This window comes from Mesorhizobium sp. M4A.F.Ca.ET.020.02.1.1 (assembly GCF_004022645.1).
Lineage (GTDB): Bacteria > Pseudomonadota > Alphaproteobacteria > Rhizobiales > Rhizobiaceae > Mesorhizobium.
The window spans coordinates 1-2,101 of sequence record NZ_RZOI01000903.1; the positions used below are offsets into that span (position 1 = coordinate 1).

The 2,101-nt window shown below is 63.7% G+C and carries 2 protein-coding genes and 3 pseudogenes; 4 read left to right on the forward strand and 1 reads right to left on the reverse strand.

Annotated features, from left to right (window positions below; genetic code table 11):
• Positions 1 to 277 (reverse strand): annotated as a pseudogene (locus EN742_RS38850) (IS21 family transposase); the annotation flags it as partial.
• A 114-nt stretch (positions 278 to 391) separates the two neighbouring features.
• Here EN742_RS38850 and EN742_RS39795 point away from each other — a divergent pair.
• The 4 genes and pseudogenes from EN742_RS39795 to EN742_RS32820 form a co-directional block, all read left to right on the forward strand.
• A pseudogene (locus tag EN742_RS39795) lies at positions 392 to 529 on the forward strand (hypothetical protein); the annotation flags it as partial.
• A 27-nt stretch (positions 530 to 556) separates the two neighbouring features.
• Complete coding sequence (locus EN742_RS39800; protein WP_236473399.1) at positions 557 to 697, forward strand: hypothetical protein; 141 nt, start codon at positions 557 to 559, stop codon at positions 695 to 697.
• Positions 698 to 830: 133 nt separating this feature from the next.
• A pseudogene (locus EN742_RS32815) lies at positions 831 to 1,178 on the forward strand (IS21 family transposase); the annotation flags it as partial.
• Between the two features lie 254 nt (positions 1,179 to 1,432).
• On the forward strand, positions 1,433 to 2,101 hold a 669-nt coding region (locus EN742_RS32820), incomplete at its 3' end, for a DUF1403 family protein (protein WP_128333764.1).

Below are 2,101 nucleotides of genomic sequence, written 5' to 3' on the forward strand. Positions count from 1 at the left end.
CCGTCTGCCCGGCATAGTCCGTCTGCATCACCGCGCCCGCCGCATGCCGGTTGCGGAATGTCGCGCTCGTCCGGCGCTCGAAAGCGGCGAAGTGCTCGCAGAACCAGGTGTAGCCGTAGCCGTCGGGGTTGGCGGCGCGATACTCCTGCCACAACAGCGTCAGCGTCACCCCCTTGCGCTTCAACTCCCTGGCGATCAGCGCAAAGTTCGGTTCGCTTAGGTCTTGCGGCGGACGACCGGCACGGCCAAACAGCAGCCGCTCAAGTGTCGCGTCGTCGTGCGATATCGCTGGCTCGCCTCGTGACCGATCGGGATAGGAGCGATGCAGTCTTTCTGGGGCGGATGAAGGAACCTTTGACACGGTTCGGAATACACCGCGTCGTGACGCAATATGCCGCCATGGCGAGAAAAACCGTGCCGACCGTGGCCACGAAGCGCGTCAGGCCGTGGCCACGAAGCGCGTCAGCCCCATACGATTCGTCACACGACAGCCGTCCACCTCCTGCGTGCCGGCGTCGATATCGACACGATCCGCGCCTGGCTCGGCCATGTGTCGTTGGACACCACGCACATCTACGCCGAGGTTGATCTGGAAATGAAGGCAAAGGCGTTGGCCAAGGTTGAAGTCAGCGGCTTGAAAGAGCCCCCACGGCAGCGATCTCTGCCGTCATTAATGGCATTCCTGAAAGCCCTGTAGCGAACTACCATCGCCGTTCTTCTTATGTGGCGGCTTGGGCCAAGGAAATCACTGACATCCTTGGCTCATCCCCCGGAGACGCAACATAAATTTGGCCGCAACATAACAGGTGAAGTGTTATGCCGAACATATTAGCCGCTTCTGCGAACTCTTTCGCAGTTTCGAGCAGCGGCTTTCGCCGATGATGCGCCAGGAGCATGCGGCCGGCGACAAGGTCTTCGTCGACTATTCCGGCAAGAAGATCCCGATTGTTGATCGCAAGACCGGTGAGATCCGCGAGGCAGAGATCTTCGTGGCAGTGCTCGGCGCATCCAGCTTCACCTTTGCGGAGGCAACTTGGACGCAAACGCTCCCGGACTGGATCGGCTCGCATGTCCGGATGTTTCGTTTCTTCGGAGGCGTTCCCCGGCTGATCGTTCCCGACAATCTGAAGTCGGGCGTCAGCAGCGCCAGCTTCTACGACCCCGAGATCAACCGCAGCTAGGGGAGGGGATTTCGTTGACCATCGGCCGGCAGAGGAGCGGGCCGAGCGTTTCGTGACATGACCGAACGGAATTTCGTCCGGCTGCGCAAAAAGGTGCCCTGTCGAGACTTACTTGTTAGCAGGGACGAACTCGTGAAGAGTTAAACGACTGATAAGGCAACATTATCATTCGTTTTGTTCCTCCGACAAGCTGTGCGTTTTGACGCGAAACTCATCGCCAAAAGCGCACGGCCGCTTTACGCTCCAAACACATGATTCGCCTCGATCCCGCGACCGCCAATCCCGCTCCGCCGCCTGCCGTCCCGGCCTGGGCGCTCGCGGCCGATGGTGTTCTGCATGACGCAGACGCTGCTTTCCGGGCCGGCGCCGCGCTGGCTTCGCTCGACAGCCTCGCCCGCGCGCAGCCTGCCTGGGCCGGCGCGTGGCGTCAGCGGCTGGCGCTTCGCTGTGCCGCCGCCAGCATGCGGCTCGCCGGCCGCGCCGAGGACGAGGCCGCCTTGCGGGATGCCTGGCAGCTCTGCCCGGCCGGCGCCGATCCCGGTCCGGCCGGCGCCATTTTTGGCGCTTGGCGGCAGCTGGCGCTGCAGCCGCCGGCGGTTAGCGCCGATCGGCTGGCAAAAGGGATCGAAATGCTCGGGCTCGCCTGGGACGATGAAGCTCTCGCCGAACTCTGCAGGCACATCGAAAATCTGATGGAGGGGCAGACGCCGGCGCCGTTCGCCGCGGCGGCGGTCGCCGCCCACGTCGTCGCCGCTCGCCCCGATGCCGAGCTGTTGGCTTGGTGGCTCGCCGACCTGGTGCTGGCGCAAGCCCTGCGCTGGCCGCGGCCGCTGCCGCTGCTGATGGCGCAGGCTTTTGACCCGGCTTTTCGGGGCGGGGCCAGCGGCAGGCGCATCCGACCCGGCGAAAAAGGTTTTGAG